General features: G+C 36.2%; 16 protein-coding genes. 2 read left to right on the plus strand and 14 right to left on the minus strand.

Going from position 1 to position 19,399, the window contains the following annotated elements; genetic code table 11:
- Positions 1-26 precede the first annotated feature (26 nt).
- Entirely contained in the window at positions 27-293 is a 267-nt protein-coding gene (locus CIK00_RS11135; RefSeq protein ID WP_036794193.1) for a hypothetical protein, read from the plus strand.
- A gap of 192 nt (positions 294-485) precedes the next feature.
- On the plus strand, positions 486-1,595 hold the full coding sequence (gene ald / locus CIK00_RS11140) for an alanine dehydrogenase (RefSeq protein WP_101768931.1): 1,110 nt from the start codon (positions 486-488) through the stop codon (positions 1,593-1,595).
- Here ald and CIK00_RS11145 read toward each other — a convergent pair.
- From CIK00_RS11145 to CIK00_RS11210, 14 genes are all read right to left on the minus strand, one after another.
- Positions 1,571-2,140 carry a cysteine hydrolase family protein gene (locus tag CIK00_RS11145; RefSeq protein ID WP_101768932.1) on the minus strand — a complete coding sequence of 190 codons (570 nt, stop codon included), beginning with the start codon at positions 2,138-2,140 and terminating at the stop codon, positions 1,571-1,573. The two genes, ald and CIK00_RS11145, sit on opposite strands and share 25 nt — an antisense overlap.
- Before the next feature lie 140 nt (positions 2,141-2,280).
- On the minus strand, positions 2,281-2,919 hold the full coding sequence (locus tag CIK00_RS11150; RefSeq protein WP_101768933.1) for a murein L,D-transpeptidase catalytic domain family protein: 639 nt from the start codon (positions 2,917-2,919) through the stop codon (positions 2,281-2,283).
- Positions 2,920-3,741: 822 nt separating this feature from the next.
- A complete protein-coding gene (locus CIK00_RS11155; RefSeq protein WP_101768934.1) occupies positions 3,742-4,374 on the minus strand; it encodes a YccT family protein in 633 nt (210 codons plus the stop codon).
- A 178-nt stretch (positions 4,375-4,552) separates the two neighbouring features.
- Positions 4,553-5,743, minus strand: coding sequence for a class I SAM-dependent methyltransferase (locus CIK00_RS11160; RefSeq protein WP_101768935.1), 1,191 nt, complete (start codon positions 5,741-5,743; stop codon positions 4,553-4,555).
- Between the two features lie 352 nt (positions 5,744-6,095).
- Positions 6,096-6,425, minus strand: coding sequence for a sulfurtransferase TusE (gene tusE, locus CIK00_RS11165; protein WP_101768936.1), 330 nt, complete (start codon positions 6,423-6,425; stop codon positions 6,096-6,098).
- 134 nt (positions 6,426-6,559) lie between these two features.
- The gene (locus CIK00_RS11170; RefSeq protein ID WP_101768937.1) at positions 6,560-7,228 is read right to left on the minus strand and encodes a Bax inhibitor-1/YccA family protein; all 669 of its coding nucleotides are present in this window, start codon (positions 7,226-7,228) and stop codon (positions 6,560-6,562) included.
- A gap of 227 nt (positions 7,229-7,455) precedes the next feature.
- The gene (locus tag CIK00_RS11175; RefSeq protein ID WP_101768938.1) at positions 7,456-8,229 is read right to left on the minus strand and encodes an amino acid ABC transporter ATP-binding protein; all 774 of its coding nucleotides are present in this window, start codon (positions 8,227-8,229) and stop codon (positions 7,456-7,458) included.
- Between the two features lie 13 nt (positions 8,230-8,242).
- On the minus strand, positions 8,243-9,340 hold the full coding sequence (locus CIK00_RS11180) for an amino acid ABC transporter permease (RefSeq protein ID WP_101768939.1): 1,098 nt from the start codon (positions 9,338-9,340) through the stop codon (positions 8,243-8,245).
- A 2-nt stretch (positions 9,341-9,342) separates the two neighbouring features.
- Positions 9,343-10,542, minus strand: a complete 1,200-nt coding sequence (locus CIK00_RS11185) for an amino acid ABC transporter permease (RefSeq protein ID WP_101768940.1) — start codon at positions 10,540-10,542, stop codon at positions 9,343-9,345.
- A gap of 86 nt (positions 10,543-10,628) precedes the next feature.
- Positions 10,629-11,660, minus strand: coding sequence for an amino acid ABC transporter substrate-binding protein (locus CIK00_RS11190; RefSeq protein ID WP_101768941.1), 1,032 nt, complete (start codon positions 11,658-11,660; stop codon positions 10,629-10,631).
- A gap of 431 nt (positions 11,661-12,091) precedes the next feature.
- Complete coding sequence (gene gltS, locus CIK00_RS11195; RefSeq protein WP_101768942.1) at positions 12,092-13,318, minus strand: sodium/glutamate symporter; 1,227 nt, start codon at positions 13,316-13,318, stop codon at positions 12,092-12,094.
- 848 nt (positions 13,319-14,166) lie between these two features.
- Positions 14,167-14,508 carry a hypothetical protein gene (locus tag CIK00_RS11200; RefSeq protein WP_101768943.1) on the minus strand — a complete coding sequence of 114 codons (342 nt, stop codon included), beginning with the start codon at positions 14,506-14,508 and terminating at the stop codon, positions 14,167-14,169.
- Between the two features lie 102 nt (positions 14,509-14,610).
- Positions 14,611-17,691, minus strand: coding sequence for an EAL domain-containing protein (locus CIK00_RS11205; RefSeq protein WP_101768944.1), 3,081 nt, complete (start codon positions 17,689-17,691; stop codon positions 14,611-14,613).
- A gap of 181 nt (positions 17,692-17,872) precedes the next feature.
- Positions 17,873-19,303, minus strand: coding sequence for an amino acid permease (locus CIK00_RS11210; protein WP_101768945.1), 1,431 nt, complete (start codon positions 19,301-19,303; stop codon positions 17,873-17,875).
- Between the last annotated feature and the right edge of the window lie 96 nt (positions 19,304-19,399).

Here is a 19,399-nt window from a genome sequence, read left to right on the forward strand (position 1 = left end):
ATTGAAATAACTTAGATAGGTTTATGATGGAAAACGAAGAAATCATGACGGGTGACATGTTGGTTGAAACTGTTGAAAATCAGCTAGCTGACGGTAATCCATTAGTCGTGAAAGAAACATTGATGCGTTTAATGATGACAGGTACTGCACGTGATGAAGCGGTGCAGATGATTGCTTGTGCATTATCTATCGAAGTTTTTGATGTAATGAAAAATGACGGTAAGTTTGATTTAAAACGTTATCGTGAAAATCTTGTCGCTTTACCTGATATGCCTTGGGAAGATGACATCTAATTTATATCGGAAGTGATAAAAAACCGTGATATTTTATCACGGTTTTTTTTGCTTGTTTTTTGTGAATTATTGTTTGATTTGCTATTGATCATTAGTTTAAACGTGAGTTGTTAGCGGGAAAATAGTAGGAAATATCTATTATTATTAACTATTGTCTATATATGACGAGTGTTGATAGACAAGGGTACAATGATGAAAATTGGTATTCCTAAAGAGATCAAGATTCATGAATATCGCGTTGGTATGGTACCTGCTTCAGTAAAAGAAGCAATATTACATGGTCATACTGTTTATGTCGAAACACAGGCAGGAGAGGGGATTGGTTACACTGATGAGGATTATATTGCGGTTGGCGCACAAATTGTAATATCAGCCCAAGCTGTGTTTGAACAAGCCGATATGATAGTAAAAGTAAAAGAACCTCAACGGCAAGAGCGGAGATTATTACGTAAAGATCAAATATTGTTTACTTATCTTCATTTGGCTCCAGATAGAGAACAGACAGAAGATTTAATTAATAGTGGAGCCGTATGCATCGCTTATGAAACAGTAACTGATGACAATGGACAATTACCATTATTAGCACCTATGTCAGAAGTGGCTGGCAGAATGGCATTACAAGCAGGTGCTTTTGCTCTTGAAAAATCACGAGGTGGTCGAGGGGTTTTATTAGCTGGAGTACCTGGTGTCGCACCTGCCAATGTGGTAATTATTGGTGGTGGTGTAGTGGGCATGAATGCAGCTCAGATGGCAGTAGGCTTACGTGCTAATGTGGTGATTATTGACCGAAATGTAGAAGTATTGCGCCGCCTTGACCGTTTATTTTCTGGGGCTGTGACCTGCATTTATTCAACCAGTGATGCTATTGAAAAATATGTTATTGCTGCAGATCTTGTGATTGGTTGTGTGCTCGTTGCTGGTGCACAAGCGCCAAAACTTGTCACAAAGGATATGATTCGACGCATGAAAGCCGGGGCTGCGATTGTTGATGTCGCAATAGATCAAGGTGGCTGTATTGAAACATCATATCCAACCACCCATGATAACCCGACTTATATTGTTGATGATGTTGTGCATTATTGTGTTGCTAATATGCCAGGTGCTGTAGCGAAAACATCAACATTTGCACTTAATAATGCGACGTTACCTTATATTCTACAATTAGCTGATCTTGGTTATAAAACTGCATTCTCTACCAATAAACATTTACTCAATGGCTTAAATGTTTATCACGGTCAAGTCACGAACTATAGTGTTGCTCAAGCATTAGGTTATCCTTATATATCAAGTGTTTTTACTTGATGTAAGGTAGCTATTCTTGACAACATTGCCAAAGAACGTTGATGCTCTTGTTCTGTTGCTGACGTACAAGCATCACTGATAATATGGACACAGTAATCACGATCATGGGCATCTCTAACGGCGGATTGAATTGCCCAGCAAGTACTTACGCCACAAAAGTAAACATCAGTTATTGTATTGGCACGTAGGACACTATCAAGTGCCGTATTATAGAAAGGGTTTACGCGTGATTTTGTGATTACCATATCGTGTTTAGTTACATTTAAATCAGGGTGAAACTCAGTGCCCCATTGGCCTAATTCTAACGCTCGGTATTGTTGTGCTTTGCCAAACATTGGTGATTGGTGAGGTAATTCAAGATAACTAGGCTGAAAACCAACTTTGACAAAAATACACGGTATATTATTTTCTTTGGCCCATTGAATCGCGATATTTGTATTATGGATGATATGGTGGGTACTGACTTGTTCAGCACAGCTTGGTATTTTCCCTTTTATATCAACAATGTCATTAATTAAATCTATAATAACTAATGCCTTTTTCATAATTTTACCTTTTGGTTGGTTATTTTTTTGCTAATGCTAATGAGCATACAATCAAATATTGAGTTTGAATATTATGAAATCTTAGATACAAAAAAAGCTTTTAGTTCTTCAACTAAAAGCTTTTTATTAGAAGAGGTAGATTATTTAGCGTAAGCAAAAATAACACTACCGCCTTTAATTGTATCAATAATCTTTTTGGTCAAATAGGTTGGTATAGCCGGACAGCCCCAACTGCGACCAAGGTAACCATTATGCTTTATAAATGATTCTGAAACATATTTGGCACCGTGAATAACAATAAAGCGTTTTAATGCATTATCATTTTCACCACGTGTTAACCCATTAAGTTTTAATGAATAACCATTACCACCATTGTATGTACCTTCGGTTAAAAATGTACCTAATGATGTTTTATGTGAATTAACACGGTTAGAGAAATCATCAGCCATTAAACGACCACTATTTTCGCCATGTGACACATAAGTACGGTAAAGTAATTTATTCGATTTTAAATCAATGACATAAAATCTTTTTTCAGTAGATGGCATACTGTAATCAATAATGGTTAATAAAGATTTCTTTTTCCCACGGGTTTTATTGTAAGCAATAAATGCTTTTTTGAACACGCTGTAATCAATCTTGCCTTTTAAATCCGCTTTTTGGTAGACATAATCTGCGACAATGTCTGCATTCTTACGTTCAGTATGGAGAACATGCGCAGATGCATTTAATGGTAAAAGGCATACCATTAATAGAAATAGGTAAATAACTTTTTTCATTTAATTCGTTCTATTCTTAAATAGGTTGCAAAGTTGGTTAGCAATTAAGCGAGGGTGTACTTTATCATAAATAAGAAAAAAAAAAGGAGATATTAAATAATAGAGCAGTGATAATTAAACGGTTTTAAATAAGATAGTTGTTGAATTAATGATTAATTTAATCATGGATAACAATAGCTTATTAATATGAACATCATTTAATTAAGTGCAGCATGTTTGATTAATATGAAGCTAAAAAAAGCTGTGTAATTAAGCGAGAAGTGGTTATAACTATTTGTTTTTAATTGATATTTATATCTTACAATCTGAATTTTAAATATTTAGAATATATTTAAAATAATAATGTAGAGGGTGAGTTAAGAGTGATTCAGCGAGAGAGAATATCAACCAAAACAAATAAACATGAATATAAGATGAAGAAAAATAAATAATAACTATTTATATTGTCTAATATAAAGGACAGTATCGATACTATTCATCATATTGCGCTACTTTATTAGTTACATATTATAAATTTCACTTCAACTACTATCACCACCGCCATTTAGATCACCGATATGATCACTATGACCATGACCTAATGAAAGGACTGCTAAGTCATCACCAGATTGACATTTTGTTGAGCCCAAATGGCTTTGGTTATGATGGTACCCATTTGGTATTAAATGACATCGAACAAAATAGGAAAAGAGAAGCCATATTCTTGATTATAAGTAGTAACGTTCACTTCCCTTATTTTTAATTGTAGATATGAAAAATAAGGGAAGGAAGGGTAAATAATCAATCAGTACTTAGTGATACCAGATTTACTATTAAATAGAATTACTTATTAATACTTGCTTTGAAGTGTTGCTGTGTCGTTGTATCTGCCTTGTTATACCAATAATTCAACATTTTAGTGACATAAGCTTGATCAATCTTCTCTTCTTTTTTGGTTGAGCTTACTGGTAGTTGTACGGGTTGTATTTCATTAGCCATAACGATTGAAGGTAGTGCTGCAGGTGCTTCACTTAAATTATATTGTGTGATTTCTTGTTGGAAATTACGTCCAATTTGAATACCATTTTTAATTAATAAACCATCTTTAAATGGTATTTCACTACCATCAGCAGATAACAAAGACATCATTGGATGGTTGTTGAATTTCTGCGCTTGATATGCACTTGAAATATTAGGCAGTTGTAATGTATATGCAATATCACTGCCTGAAAAAGTCATTATTACAACTTCAGAGCGAAATAAGTGAGTGTCGCCATTTTCACGGTAATTTTTATTATAACGAAAAGCGATTTGGTTGTTACCGTTATTCAATATTTGAGGTGCATTACCTTCAGCATTTACGCCATTGACGAGAACCAGTTCAGCAGATTGGGGTAGGTTAAGTGTTACATCGGCAAATGATGAGAAGCTGATGCTACACGCCGCTAAAGAGAGTAGGGCTGTACGTAGTTTCATGTCGATTCCTTTGAGTGTGTAAGATGAATAATCTGTATTAGGCATAGTGGTACTATTGTATTCTGATAATTAAGATTTTGACAAATAACTATCGAATTTAATGATTAATCACTAGTTTGTTGGTATAAAAAAACCCAGCGTCGGCTGGGTTTGATATCTATCTATGCTAAATCGCGTATTACTTTACGTAACAAGCGAAACCTTTAAGGTAGAAACCTTCAGGATAAGCACTGTCTAGTGGGTGATCGGCGGCTTGGCTGAAACGCTCGATAAATTGTACTTCGCGATGTGCATCAAGTGCAGCATCAGCAATGATTTTTTGGAATAAACCGTTATCCATTAAACCAGAGCAAGAGTATGTTAATAACATGCCACCTGGTTTTAGGATTTGCATCGCTAACATATTGATGTCTTTGTAACCACGACAAGCACCTACTAACTGAGATTTAGACTCGGCAAATTTAGGTGGATCCATGATAACAACATCAAATAGCTCGCCACGTTCACGGTATTCACGCAGTAATTTAAACACATCAGCGTTTACAAACTGTGCATTTTCAACCGGATAACCATTCATTTCTACGTTAAGTCGTGCGGTATCAAGTGCTGGTTGAGAAACATCAACGTTAATCACTTCACTTGCGCCGCCTTTTAGCGCGTATAAACCGAAGCCACCAGTGTAGCTGAAGCAGTTTAGAACACGCTTACCGTTAACATATTTAACCGATGCTTCGCGGCTATCACGTTGATCAAGGTAGAAACCTGTTTTGTGACCACCAACGATATCAACGTTAATTTTAACGCCATTTTCTTCAATAGTGACAAACTTAGGTGGCTCTTCACCATGTAGAACGCCTGTGCGTTGTTTTAAGCCTTCTTTTTTACGAACAGATACATCAGAGCGTTCGTAAATATTACAGCTTGGGTAGCACTGTCGTAATGCTTCAAGAAGTACTTCTCGTTGTGCTTCAGCACCTGCACTCAATAGTTGGCACACTAAGTAATCTTGGTAGCGATCGATAGTAATACCAGGAAGACCATCTGATTCAGCGGCAATTAAGCGGTAGCCTGTAAGACCATCGCGAGCGGCTAATACATCACGTAGACTTTGTGCGGCATTAAGGCGGTTAACAAAGAAGTTAACGTCAATGGCTTCATTTTTGTTGAATGTCCATACGCGAACGCGAATCTGAGACTGTGGTGAATAAGCACCACGTGCTAGCCATTCGCCTTTGTTATCGTAAACATCAACGGTTTCGCCAAGTTCTGGTTTTCCTTCAACACGATCAATACCGCGAGAAAAAATCCAAGGGTGGCGACGGCGTAGTGATTTTTCACGGCCTTTTACCAAATAAACAGAAGCAGTCATGACATGCCCAATATGGAATTCGAGTGGGGGCATATTATGTTGTGCTGGCTACGTAAAATCAAATGAAAACGTCTAAGTTGGCATATAAAGCCATTATTGAGTGTTAAATAAACGACAGTACTTCACAAAAATATAAATAGATTTTGTGGGTGGATGATCAGCCTATCGTCATTATTTAACTAAAATAATGTAATGGGCAATATAAAAAAAAAGAGAGTGTTATGGCTCGGCGTTGTGTGAAAACGTGAGTAACGGGTCATGTGTTGTGTAGGGGAGTGATTTCATACTGCTCATAAAAAAACCAAACATAAAGCGAGTTATCGTCGTTATGTTTGGTTTTTAGAATGATATTTTAAATACACTTCACTGGCTTAGGTAACCCAGCAAGTTTAGTTGCTTGCTTTGCTGGACCTTTTGGAAATAAACGATATAGATAACGTGAACTGCCTTTTTCTTCACCGTATTGTTTTGCCATTGCTTTTACAAGCATTCTAACTGCGGGTGAAGTATTAAATTCAAGGTAAAAGTCACGAACAAAGAGAATCACTTCCCAATGTGCCTCAGATAATTCAATCGATTCTTCTGCTGCAAGTGGCACAACTAAATCTTCTGACCAATCACTAACATTTTTAAGATAACCTTGGGCGTCAGTGTCGATTTGTACACCGTTAAATTCAAGCATAATAGACCTCTTTATTGCTAACGTTGCAAGAATAGTGATTCGCTTGTCTACCTGCAAGTAAAAAACGAAAAGCCTGCATCAGGCAGGCTTTTTAGTTTGTATTACTAAACGTAAGGCTAATATATCGCGGTTGTTTAGTTGTCGCTGCTATTCACTACACCTAGAATCTGAAGCAAGCTTAAGAATAGGTTGTAGATAGAAACATACAAAGTAACCGTTGCTGAAATGTAGTTTGTTTCACCACCACGAATGATTGACTGAGTCGTCAATAAGATCGCTGCTGATGAGAACAAGACAAACATACCGCTGATTGCTAACGATAGCATTGGCATTTTTAAGAAGATATTCGCAACTACTGCGACAATAATCGCAATAAAGCCAGCCATTAGCATGCCGTTAAGGAATGATAAGTCGCGTTTGGTTGTTAATGCGTAAGCAGAACAAGCAAAGAATGTTAGTGCTGTACCGCCAAGTGCTGTCATAACAACATGGCCCATGCCCGCACCGACATACATATTTAAAATCGGACCAAGGGTGTAACCCATAAAGCCTGTTAATGCGAACACAAATATAAGGCCTAAGCTACTGTCACGGTTACGCTCAGTAAGGAAAATTAGACCATAGAAGCCAACAAGTAGAAAGATCCAGTGTACAGGTGGAACATTCATAACCATTGCAACGCCAGCAACGCCAGCAGAGAACAATAACGTTAGCGATAGTAAGAAATAAGTATTACGTAAAACCTTATTGGTTGACAGCACGCCTTCGTAACCATTGTCACGATTGACCATACGTTCGTTCATAAGTGTTCCCCTTAGGGTAGTTATGTTAATTCTAATAAAGCTATATATGAGGCTAAACAATACGAATTGCAAGCGTAAACTTAAGCTTTAGATTTATTTGTTTGCTATCAAGCATATTATAAGTATTTGAAGATTAAAATACTTCGCTCTCTAATCTTCATTTATCGTTAAGTTGTAACTAAGTGTTACATCGATAAGGCTTCCTTTAAGGGTGGCAGTTTCAGCCATTAGTGCAATATTTGCTGTAAAAAAAGCTGCGTTCGATCAGATTTAGGGTGATCAAAAAAATCATGAGGGTTATTTTCTTCAATGATTTCTCCTTGATCCATGAATATTACCCTATCTGCCACTTGGCGCGCAAACCCCATCTCATGCGTTACGCACAACATTGTCATACCCTCATTAGCAAGCTCAACCATCACATCTAATACTTCACGTACCATTTCAGGATCGAGTGCTGACGTCGGTTCATCAAACAACATCACTTGCGGATTCATGCACAGTGAACGTGCAATGGCGACACGTTGTTGCTGTCCACCAGAAAGTTGGCCTGGGTATTTATGGGCTTGATCTGGAATTTTAACCCGTTCTAAATATTGCATAGCAAGCGCGTTAGCTTCTTTCTTTGGCATTTTCTTAACCCAAATGGGCGCTAAAGTGCAGTTTTCTAATACTGTTAGATGAGGAAAAAGATTAAAATGCTGAAAACACATGCCGACTTCTTTGCGAATTAGCTCAATATTTTTCAAATCTCCGGTAATGTCTTGCCCTGCGACAGAGATTTGCCCTTGTTGGTGCTCTTCTAAATAATTAATACAGCGGATCATGGTTGATTTACCTGATCCTGATGGTCCACAGATAACGATCTTTTCACCTTTACGCACTTGTAGGTTAATGTCTTTAAGAACGTGAAATTGACCGTACCATTTGTTTACATTAACTAGTTCTATAACCCATTGAGTATTGTTAGGATTAATGGTGGCATCGTTAGTGTTTTTCATTATGCAATCCTTGCTAATGTTGATGGCCAGTATGTAGTTTGTTTTCTAGGTAGATACTGTATCTCGACATACTAAAACAAAAAATCCAGAAAACAAAAGCGACAAAAACGTAGCTTTCAGTGGCAAAACCTAACCATTCTGGATCACTGTTGGCGGCTTGCCCAATGCCTAATACATCAAACATACCAATAATAAGTACTAAGCTGGTGTCTTTAAATAAGCCAATAAAGGTATTTACAATCGACGGAATGGTGATTTTCAATGCTTGGGGTAAGACGATAAGATAGGTTTTCCGCCAGTAACTTAACCCTAAAGCATCTGCCGCTTCATATTGGCCTTTGGGTATTGCTTGTAACCCACCACGAATAACTTCCGCCATATAAGCTGCACTAAATAGTACCACCCCAATTAAGGCTCGGATCAGTTTGTTGGTTTCTAATTCAGAACTTAAAAATAATGGCAGCATAACGGATGCCATAAATAAGACGGTAATTAATGGTACACCCCGCCAGATCTCAATATAGACGGTACAAATACTTCGAATGATCGGCATTTCTGAACGCCGCCCCAGCGCTAATACAATGCCTATCGGTAGCGATACCACAATACCGATAATGGCAATGATCAAGGTAATAAGTAAACCACCCCATAAGTGCGTTTCTACAGTAGGTAAGCCTGCAATACCGCCATATAAAAGAAAGCCTGCTATAAATGGATAAATATTAACAAAAAATAACCAAATCCAACCTCGATGAGGGGTTTTTTCGTAAGCCAGTAAAGTAATAAAAATGGCTAATGTGGCATAAAACAGTTTAGGTCGCCATAATTCAGCACTGGGGTAGAAGCCAAACATGAATTGATCAAACCGTACTTTAATAAAGGTCCAACATGCGCCGGTGAGTGTACAAGCATCACGAGAGTCGCCTTGCCAATTGGCATTAATCAATGCCCAATCAATGATCCCCCATAAACCGATAATGGCAAAATAGCCTAAAAGTAAAGTGATAATCGTATTGAGGACAGAAGAAAATAGATGTTGGCGTAACCATCTAAAAATACCCACTGTGTTTGCTGGTGGGGGTAAATCAGGAAGAAATTGATGCTTACTCATGCTTACCTCTCAACCAGAGCCATTTTTTTGTTATAGATATTCATCAGCAGTGATGTAATTAAACTTAGACTTAAATAAACCGCCATTGTCATCGCGATGATTTCAATCGCTTGTCCTGTTTGATTGAGGGTTGTACCTGCAAAAACAGAGACCAGATCAGGATAACCAATCGCCATTGCCAGCGAGGAATTTTTAGTGAGGTTTAAATATTGACTGGTAAGGGGCGGAATAATAACCCGCATCGCTTGTGGAATTACAATTAAACGGAGAGTTTTATTACGGGTTAAGCCTAATGCTTCAGCCGCTTCTGTTTGACCATGACTGACGGCATTAATGCCTGAGCGAACAATTTCTGCAATAAAAGCCGCAGTATAAATACTCAGTGCAAGTAACAAGGCCGCAAGTTCAGGTAATACCGTAATACCACCACTGAAATTAAATCCTTTGAGAACGGGATAATCAATACTGATTGGTTTACCACTAATAAAGAAAGCTAATAGTGGCAGTAAGGTAATGACGGCAACACTAACGAGAAGTACCGGAGATTGTTTACCCGTGTTTTGTTGTTTTCTCTTGGCGTAATACTGATAACTCATTGCTATGATTAGAGCGATAAGCAGTGAGATAAATATAAAGCTAGAACCTTGTTCAAAAATAGGACTAGGTATGGATAAGCCGCGTATATTAAGAAAAATACTCTCGCCAAATTGTAGGCTTTGTTTTGGTGAGGGCAGAACCTGTAATACCGCAAAGTACCAAAAAAATATTTGTAGTAATAATGGAATATTTCGAAATATCTCAATATAAAGCGCAGCAAAGCGACTGACTAACCAATTAGGGGATAAGCGGGCAATCCCAATAATAAACCCTAAAGCGGTAGCAAGAATAACACCGAGTATGGCAATGAGTGCCGTGTTGAGTAAACCAACAAAAAAGGTTCGGCCATAACTGAAGGTTTCATCATAATCGATAAGCGTTAAACCGATACCAAACCCTGCTTCTTGACTCAGAAAATCGAAACCAGTCGCAATACCACGTGTTTCAAGGTTAGTTAATGCATTATTGATGATGCTATAAAAGAAAAACGCTAGAGCCGCGACTGCAACAAGTTGAAAGATAATGGCGCGAAACATTGGATTATAAAATAGATTTTTAGTGCGAGATCTTGTTTGTGAACTATCAGTCTTCGTAGAAAATGCCATACAACATCCTCATATCCATTGAGATGGACAGAGGGAGCCATAAACGACTCCCTTCCTTTCATAGACGAACTTAAAAGAGCCCGTTATTAACGAATCGGTGGAGCATATTGAATACCACCATTATTCCATAGTGCATTTAATCCACGCTCAATGTTAAGTGGCGATCCTAAACCTACGGTACGATGGAAACTTTCACCATAGTTACCCACTTGCTTAATGATCTGGAAACCCCAATCGTCATTTAATCCCAGTCCTTTACCCTTTGGTCCATCAAGACCAATTAGGCGACGAATATTAGGATCTTTTGAGTCTTTTTTTAGTTGCTCAACATTGGCAGAAGTAACATTGAATTCTTCAGCGTTAATCATGGTAAATAATGTCCAACGAACGATATTGAACCATTGATCATCACCTTGACGAACAACAGGGCCTAGTGGCTCTTTAGAAATAATTTCAGGTAAAACGACGGCGGAAGTTGGATCTTTGAGGTTTAAGCGTAGGGCATATAAGCCTGACTGGTCGGTGGTGAGTGCATCACAACGTCCAGAGTCAAAACCTTTTGAGGTTTGAGGGGCAGTATCAAATACAACAGGCTTATATTTCATGCCATTTACACGGAAGTAATCTGCTAGATTAAGCTCGGTTGTAGTGCCTGATTGTACGCAAACTGCTGCACCATCGAGTTCTTTAGCACTTTTTATACCCATGTCTTTTTTGACCATGAAACCTTGACCATCGTAATAGTTTACACCAGTAAAATTAAGGCCAAGAGCGGTATCACGGTGCAATGTCCAAGTTGTATTACGCGATAAAATATCAATTTCACCCGATTGTAAGGCGGTGAAACGTTCTTTAGCGGTTAACGGTATATATTTAACCTTGGTTTTATCGCCTAATGTGGCAGCAGCAACTGCTTGGCAGAACTCGACATCAAGACCTTCCCACTGACCTTTCGCGTTGGGGTTTGAAAATCCGGGTAAGCCCGCACTAACACCACATTGGACATACCCTTGTTTTTTAACTTTATTGAGCGTGCTATCGGCGGCGTTTACGTTAACAGCGAAGAGAGTAGCAGATGCAGCAAGCACTGCGAATACCCCTGATATTTTTTGAGCCATTAATACTTTCCTTGTCTGGGCAATCGTTAAAGTAATACGCCTCGAGTAACTTATATTGTTAACTCAGTAACAAGACGCTAACAATTACAAGTATAGGAAAATATAGATAAAGGGCGAGTTTTTTCTTTAGTTCTTCAGGATCTACTTTCTTGATAATAACAGACAGTACAACCGCAACAGCGATTATTAAACCTGCTGCTGATGCGAAGGCATACATGATCTATAGGGAGTGAAACTGTGGTGTTTTTAGCATTCTACGCCAATTAAGATCACCATATTTAGCCGATGATTAGTACAGTAAGACCTAAAACAAGGAAGTGAGTATTGATACCATATTCAGATGAGCGGGATTGGGGGAGAAGTGATACGTGAGATACAAAAAAGAGAAGATATACAATATCTTCTCTTTTTATATAGATGATTAATGCTACTTAGTGACCAAGAAAGCTGATGTAACCTTGAAGGACTAATAAGTTAGTAATATCAATAAAGAAAGCACCTACAATCGGCACAACCATAAAGGCTTGTGGTGACGGGCCATTTCGTGACACTAATGAACCCATATTCATTACTGCTGTCGGTGTTGCACCCATACCAAAACCACAGTGCCCACCGGCAATAATGGCGGCGTCATAGTTGCTTCCCATTACACGGAAAGTAACAAAATAGGTAAATAACCCTAAGACGAGAGTTTGAACGGCAAGAATTATCAACATTGGCATTGCCAAGTCCATTAATTCCCACAGATGCAAGCTCATTAGTGCCATTGCTAGGAACAGTGACAAGGCTATTGTACCTAGGGCATCAACAGTTTCTTTGTTGATTTTATAGCACTTAGTACCCTCGCAGACATTGGTAATAAACACACCAATAAACAACGCATATACGAATTCAGGAATACGTAATGCACTGATACCAAGCCCGTCTACAAAATCTTTAAAGTGTGATGCACCTGCAACACAAACCAATAAAATAAATAATACTTCAATGGTGTTTTTAGAGGTAATACGGTCTTCTTCGCGATCGCTATAAGTGATCAAATCCGGGTGTTCAATGTGATGATTACCACTTTCACCAAAATCAGATTTTAGCTTATGTTTGTTGATCAATCGTTGGGCAATTGGACCACCGATGATACCACCCATAATCAGACCAAATGTTGCCGCAGCCATTGATAGTTCTAATGTGTTTAAACCATAGTCGGTAGCAAAAGTTTGTGACCAAGCCGCACCAGTACCGTGACCGCCTGAAAGAGTGATTGAACCAACAATAAGACCAAGTAATGGATCTAGACCTAACGCTTTACTCATTCCTACGCCAACAGCATCTTGAAGAATAATAAATATTGTTGCGACCCCTAAAAATAGGAATACACGAGAGCCGCCTTTCATCAATAATTTATAGCTAGCGGCAAGACCAACGGTTGCAAAGAACATTTGCATTAAGGTGTCTTGCATACTTAATTTGAAATTAATGTCAAAACCTTGAAAATGGAAAAAGGTAATAATAAAGGCAATGACAAGTCCGCCGACAATCGGCTCTGGTATATTATATTTTCTTAAAATCTTAACTTTAGTATTAATAAAGTAGCCAAGAAAAAGCACGATGATTGCGATGAGCAATGATTCGAGCTCATTAACATGAATAGTTGTTGTCATTTAAAATCTTCTTTTTTACTTCTTTGGTGCTAATTTTAACTCCAAAAAGACATTCTTACCATATTGCTATGTTTTGGTTACTGTGCTAGTGGTTGTCTGTTTTTAGTGCTTAGCTATTTATATATTATTAAGTAGTCGTTTTTTTACATGACTAACTGTTAGGTTTATGTTTTTTATTGTTAAATTTAAGTATCGATTATGTTCTGTTATTTATTGGCGTCATAAATCTTTTCGGGTCGATGTTTTTTTGCTGCTTTTGAATGGTTAGTTTTTCAGAATCAAAGTGTTATATTTTATAAGTATGACAATTTAAGTATAGAGTACGGCATTCTTTTTATTTGACGGCTGTAATATAAAGGTTAAATTGAAAATTTAGTTGTTGATAGTGTAATTTAAAAAAAAGCATTAATTCTCATAATTTGAGAAATGTAGGTAGTTAGTTTCAGTACTATTATTTAGTCTTGAAAAAAAAGATAAAAACTAGAAAAAAAATTATGAAACATTGTTCAAAACAGTAAATAGAGGCTTTTTTTGTCATTGTTCAGTGATCAAACCTAAGTGATTTCTTTGTTGTTGAGAGATATTTTTTTATTTATTGGAAGGGATTTAGATAAATACTCAAAAAGATAACTTATTGCTTATAACACCTTATCTCATAGTGTGAGAATGATATGACGATACTTTATTCTTGGCATAATCATGCTTAGACAGGAAGAAAACGGAGAAGTATTAGCGGGGGAGAAAGCAGAATATTAATGGTAACGACAATAAATCATCGTTACCATCATGTTGAAATGAAGAGAGATTGTTTCCATAAAAATACGTTTAGATTAGCTTTTATAAAAAAGTTACTCAGTTTGGTGTTTTTTTAACTTTAAATCTTTTTTTAATTGTTGAATGTACGCAATACGATCGGGATCGGCTGGACGAGTATCATTTTTACGCTCTTGTTGTGCTTGAGCTTCACTTGGGAGTACGCATCGTCCACGAATACGCTGATGATATTGTTTCGTTTCTTGTTCTGCACGTAATGTGGCATGTTCTTGCTCTTTTGCCATCGCTTCACGTGCTTTACTTTGATCAGTAGCATCAACCACAATATAAGAATTGCGTTTTTGCATTCTATTTGGCTGCTGACCAAATTGTTCCCGTTGTTTAATAAAGTTATCTAAGTGATCACTAAAACTCATTGTGACGTCCTGCTAAGTAATCAAAAAAGAATCCATTTATTATTAACAATAAAATGGCGTATATGTTTAATAATAAGCTACAACGTTGAATAAGAGAACCTCTTATATAACGTTCTCTGATATTTGTTGTTTTTGAGGTAGGTATTGGTGATTAAAGTGATCGCGAGTAAGAGGTTTATTGAAATAAAATCCTTGAAATTCTTCGACCCCAAAGGCTTCAAGGGCAATGACTTGTTCAATATTTTCAACACCCTCAGCAACGACAGTTAAACCAAGATTGTGAGCAAGTTTTACTATAGCTTCAATAATAGTAATACTGTCTTTGTCATGGGGTAATGCTTTAACGAATTCTCGGTCTATTTTGAGAATGTTGATAGGAAAACGGCTGAGATAAGCGAGTGAAGAATAGCCTGTACCAAAATCATCTATCGCAATTTTAACCCCAAGCGTTTTAAGTGCGATTAATTTTTGATAAGCTAATTCAATATCTGTCATTAACACACTTTCTGTGATCTCCAGTTCTAGATATGTAGGATCACAACCGGCCTTTTTGATGGCTTGCTTTATAATCTCTGTTAGGTTCGATTCAAGTAATTGTTGTGCTGAAATATTGATAGCCATACTAATATTAAGCCCTTGCTGTTGCCATTGTTTAAGTTGATAACAGGCTTTTTCAATGAGGAATATACCCGCTTCAAGAATTAACCCTGATGATTCAAGTAATGGAATAATATCAACAGGAGCTTGATAATGGCCGTGCTTATCACGCCATCGCAGCAATGCTTCTGCGCCAGTTATTATATGTGAGATAGCTAATACTTTAGGTTGATAATAAAACTCATAGCGATCAGTATTTATAGATTTTCGTAATTCTGATTCTAATTCCAATTTATGTTCTGCTTCAGTTTCCATGACAGGACTAAAATAACAATATTGATTTTTAGACTTATTTTTAGAATAGCCCAATGCAATATTTGTATTTCTTATTATTTTCTCAGGCGTTATTTGACTGTTTATTTGAAGTGAAATGCCAATGCTAGCTGAAATTGAAATGAGTTTATCATCATAACGAATAGGTGCATGAATATTATTGAGTAATTTTATTGCAAGGTAATTAATATTTTGTTTCTGTTGTAATGATTGGATAAGAATGCCAAATTTATTATTATTCAAACGTGATAGAAGAGTTTTTTCTCTTAGATTTGATCGAATACGTTTTGATATAATAATAAGAATATTTTCTATTTTTTCATTATCTAGAGAATCATGTAATTGTTTGAATAAATCAACCTCAATGATTAAGACTGATATTTTAGAGTGATTTTTTTTTGACGTTAATAATGATTTTTTAAGTTCACTAATAAACATATTTCTATTAGGGAGCGTAGTTAACTGATCATAATGTGCAAGATGATGTAATTGATGTTCATAATTAATACGATCAGTAATATCTTTACTGATTGAAATATAGTTACTAATTCGACCATTTTCATCGCGAATAGGGGAGATGGTATTATCAAGATAATAAATGCTATCATCATGATTTTTTTGTAAAACAACACGCTGTATTGTTTGTCCTTGATTTAATTTCGATTGAATGCTGTCTATTTTTTCTTGATTATTAATATAACGCTTGAAAATTGTTTTACTATTTAACCCTATAATATTATTTGAACTATCACCTGTACTTTTTTCATATGAATTATTCACATATTCAATAAAGCCAAATTTATCAGTAATAATGACAGCATTTTCACTTTGTTCTACAGCTCTTGATAGCCCTTTGAGTTGTTGTTCTCGCTTAACCCATGATGTTATATCTATTATATGTAATATGATACTATCATCGTTAGTATTAATTTTTGTTGCGGTGATTTCTAGGTATTTAATCTGAGGGATATTGATCTTTAGCTGTATTTTTTTCTTAGTATTATAAGCTAGAGAATTGATGCTTTGTAATAATGCGACAATATCGCTTTTTGTATCTATTGGATATATATGTGAAATTAAGTTTTTGTGAATAACATCTTTGTTTAAATTTAAAATAGTTAGAGCTACTGAATTAATCGCTGTTATTTTTTGATGGTTGTTAATAATAATAATACCTGAGTCAGTATTTTTAATCAGAGAATGGTAACGAAGAGTGTTTTTATTTTTAATATAAGTAATACGCTTTATCTCTTTCTTTTGTCGATGTATATATCTAATGATAAATAGTATATAAACACAGACAATTATAATTGATATGAATATTGGTATATATTTGTAGGATAGTTGTTGAGTAAATCCAAATATATTATAATTATTTTCAATATCAATTTTTGAAATTAATATCCATGGTGATAAATTACCATTATTAAAATCCAGAGTTGCTTTTAATTGTTCAGGGATAAAAATTGGAGAGTAAGTGTAAAGAATTTTTTCTTTTATTATTTGTTGATTATTGTAATTTTGTATTTGTTGCCATAATGAAAAATACTTACTTTTGAAATTGTTATCAGTGTTAATCGAGGAAATGTCTTTTTGATTGATATTAATTAATGATTGACCTTGATTATCAATAAGCCAAGACTGTAGAAATAATGGGTCATTAGTTTGTGATGTTGTCATCATATCAGCGAGACTGTGTTGCTCTATTTTGATGACCCATTGGTGATTGTTTATCGTAATATGCTGATAATAAGCAATATTATTTATTGGTTTGGCTAACATCTTAATATAAGTTTTATTTGGTAGAAGTGAAAATGCGTGATCAATATCATTCAGTTCTGAAATCGAAGCTATAGGTTTATTTTTTATAATTGTTATTTTTGTATTAGTCGTAGCTTCAATTCTTAATCGATAACTATTTTTATAATCAATCAGACTAATGCTATTAAATCTTATGTTATTAGTTAGCATGGTTGTTGCTAATGTAATAAAAGTATCATTTTGGGATGGGGTCAGTAGTTGCTGCCATGATTGTTGTTTTAACGCGGTATTAAATTGATCAAAAAGAATAATAGTATGTTTAATGTGTTGTGAAATCTGTTGTTGTAATTGATGCTGTTGTTGGCGTTGATCGTTTTTTATTGTATTGATTGTATTGTCATTATTTTGTTGGCTGTGATAGGTAATACTTATTACGGCTAACATCAGTAATAAAAAGCTGAAGACTAAACTTGTTACCATTACTTTTCGCATAATATCCTTATTTACGCATATAAAGCTAAAGCCTGTAATTCATTATATGCTACCAAACACATAAAGTTAATGTTGTGGGAGTTTAAATATGACTGTAATGTGATGAAAGAGTTAATATTAAGAAAGAAAAAAGCCTTGAGGGGGAACTCAAGGCTAGAAAAGTATGATTTATAATTTAGTGTTAATTCGTTTCTGAGACTGTTTCTAATACCATACTTTCATGGGCAGCAAGTTGAAGTTCATAACGATTGTATTTCCACCATGCATAGCCAAGGAATATCACGATTCCACCGACATTGTAGAAGATAATAGTCATGATATCGGCACCTGTTGGAAAGGTAGATGCTAAGAAACCGATACTGAAGATACCAATTAGAATTGATACCATTACGATACCCGTTGTACGTGAACCCATTTTAAAGTCACGTGGTAGGTGGTCTAATTTGAGACGTAAGTTTAAGTAAGCAATCATAATAAACAATGGTGGTAGCATAGAAGCCGCCGCTGTCATGTTAATAACGGTACTCATTAGCTCTTGTACTGAATTAGAACCTAACATTGGTACGATAAGTAGCGGTATTACAATAAAAAATTGTGCCCATGCTGCACGTGCTGGAACACCATTTTTGTTTAACTTAACGGTTTTCTCACCAAAAATTCCAGCTGGAATTTCAGAGAAAAAGATTTTAACCGGTGTTGCTGTCCACATCAGTAGTGAACCTAGCATTGCAGTGAATGAAACAACACCCACAAAACGGTTCATTATAATTTCAGGTAAGCCGTAATGACGCGCTAAGCCTTCAAATACTTGTACTGAACCACCAGTAAATTTCAATGCATCGCGCTCAACAAATACGTTGATAAGTACAGATGAAACACAATATAAGCCACCGATAAAGATACCTGCAAAAATAATCACTTTTACGAAAGCCTTGTGGCCGCCTTTGACATCATTAACATAAACGGATACTGATTCCGCGCCACCCGCCGCCATAAATATCCATGCGGTTACACCAAAGAAGGCCCAGTTAATTTTCGGTGTTAATGCTTCTACTGTGATCGGATCTGCGGGTTGAATACCGCCCATTACCGCCGCACCTGCCAAGATAATGTATGACAATGTTAGCACTAGCATAAATGACGAGGTGACAGAAGTGATTGGCCCCAACATCTTTGCGCCATTGGTTGATACATACGTAGCAAGGGCAAATAGCGCAATACTTAATAGTGTGGTCGTGGTTGGGGTAAATATATATTCATAGCCAAGGAACGCATAGGATGCATAAGCAATAACGCGCGGCAGTAATGAGGTAAAGAAGAATAGATTAACAAACCAATAGGTATAAGCGGCGAGGAAGGCCCAGCGCCCACCAAGAGAACTTTTAACCCACGCATAAACACCTGCTTCTGAGTCTTTATTCAGTGAAACAAATTCAGCAATGATTAAACAAAATGGGATGAAATAAAGCAAGGTAGCAATAAAGAACATAGGGGTAGAGGATAGACCAATTTCGATATTGTTATTAATAACGTTATTGAAACTGTATACCGCAGCAAAGGTCATCGATAGTAGACCAAATTTCCCTATGGTATTACGTTTGGATTCAGACATGAGAATCTCCGATGGATCACGTTTAGTATTGTAGGATGTCTATGTATTTAGCGATTAAACCAAATCATAGGTTATTGTTTTTATGCTTTTGTTGGT

Source organism: Photobacterium carnosum (assembly GCF_002849605.1).
In the GTDB taxonomy this organism is placed as follows: Bacteria; Pseudomonadota; Gammaproteobacteria; order Enterobacterales; family Vibrionaceae; genus Photobacterium; species Photobacterium carnosum.

What these genes read in the sequence shown, in the direction of transcription:
- CIK00_RS11135 (WP_036794193.1), top strand. Translation starts at nt 27, where the DNA reads ATGGAAAACGAAGAAATCATGACGGGTGACATGTTGGTTGAAACTGTT.
- ald (WP_101768931.1), top strand. Translation starts at nt 486, where the DNA reads ATGAAAATTGGTATTCCTAAAGAGATCAAGATTCATGAATATCGCGTT.
- CIK00_RS11145 (WP_101768932.1), bottom strand. Translation starts at nt 2,140, where the DNA reads ATGAAAAAGGCATTAGTTATTATAGATTTAATTAATGACATTGTTGAT.
- CIK00_RS11150 (WP_101768933.1), bottom strand. Translation starts at nt 2,919, where the DNA reads ATGAAAAAAGTTATTTACCTATTTCTATTAATGGTATGCCTTTTACCA.
- CIK00_RS11155 (WP_101768934.1), bottom strand. Translation starts at nt 4,374, where the DNA reads ATGAAACTACGTACAGCCCTACTCTCTTTAGCGGCGTGTAGCATCAGC.
- CIK00_RS11160 (WP_101768935.1), bottom strand. Translation starts at nt 5,743, where the DNA reads ATGACTGCTTCTGTTTATTTGGTAAAAGGCCGTGAAAAATCACTACGC.
- tusE (WP_101768936.1), bottom strand. Translation starts at nt 6,425, where the DNA reads ATGCTTGAATTTAACGGTGTACAAATCGACACTGACGCCCAAGGTTAT.
- CIK00_RS11170 (WP_101768937.1), bottom strand. Translation starts at nt 7,228, where the DNA reads ATGAACGAACGTATGGTCAATCGTGACAATGGTTACGAAGGCGTGCTG.
- CIK00_RS11175 (WP_101768938.1), bottom strand. Translation starts at nt 8,229, where the DNA reads ATGAAAAACACTAACGATGCCACCATTAATCCTAACAATACTCAATGG.
- CIK00_RS11180 (WP_101768939.1), bottom strand. Translation starts at nt 9,340, where the DNA reads ATGAGTAAGCATCAATTTCTTCCTGATTTACCCCCACCAGCAAACACA.
- CIK00_RS11185 (WP_101768940.1), bottom strand. Translation starts at nt 10,542, where the DNA reads ATGGCATTTTCTACGAAGACTGATAGTTCACAAACAAGATCTCGCACT.
- CIK00_RS11190 (WP_101768941.1), bottom strand. Translation starts at nt 11,660, where the DNA reads ATGGCTCAAAAAATATCAGGGGTATTCGCAGTGCTTGCTGCATCTGCT.
- gltS (WP_101768942.1), bottom strand. Translation starts at nt 13,318, where the DNA reads ATGACAACAACTATTCATGTTAATGAGCTCGAATCATTGCTCATCGCA.
- CIK00_RS11200 (WP_101768943.1), bottom strand. Translation starts at nt 14,508, where the DNA reads ATGAGTTTTAGTGATCACTTAGATAACTTTATTAAACAACGGGAACAA.
- CIK00_RS11205 (WP_101768944.1), bottom strand. Translation starts at nt 17,691, where the DNA reads ATGCGAAAAGTAATGGTAACAAGTTTAGTCTTCAGCTTTTTATTACTG.
- CIK00_RS11210 (WP_101768945.1), bottom strand. Translation starts at nt 19,303, where the DNA reads ATGTCTGAATCCAAACGTAATACCATAGGGAAATTTGGTCTACTATCG.